Origin of the sequence: Domibacillus indicus (genome assembly GCF_023715895.1) — a bacterium.
Classification (GTDB): domain Bacteria; phylum Bacillota; class Bacilli; order Bacillales; family Domibacillaceae; genus Domibacillus; species Domibacillus indicus_A.
The window spans coordinates 1-400 of sequence record NZ_JAMBOO010000094.1; the positions used below are offsets into that span (position 1 = coordinate 1).

A 400-nucleotide genomic window follows, 5' to 3' on the forward strand; every position below is an offset into this window, starting at 1 on the left:
AGCCTGTGCGATGCGCTAGAGTTCATTGGCGGCGTGCCCGAGCTGCTCGTGCCCGACAACCCGAAGGCGCTGATCGCGCGACCCGACCGTTACGAACCCGGACTCGGCACGACCACGCAGGACTTCGTGAACCACTACGGCACCGCGATGCTGCCGGCGCGTCCGCGCAAACCGCAGGACAAGGCCAAGGTCGAAGTCGGCGTGCAGATCGTCGAGCGCTGGGTGCTGGCCCGACTGCGCCACTATCGCTTCTACAGTCTGGCTGAACTCAACACGGCGATTGCAGAACTGATCGCCGACCTAAACCAGCGCCCGTTCAAGCGGCTCGAAGGCAACCGGCGTGAATGGTTCGAACGGCTGGACCAACCCGTCCTGCGCCCGTTGCCCGTGCGTAGCTACG

The 400-nt window shown here is 65.0% G+C and carries 1 protein-coding gene; it reads left to right on the forward strand.

Annotated features, from left to right (window positions below):
• A partial coding sequence (locus tag M3221_RS25725; protein WP_472843783.1) for an IS21 family transposase occupies positions 1 to 400 on the forward strand: 400 nt, incomplete at both ends.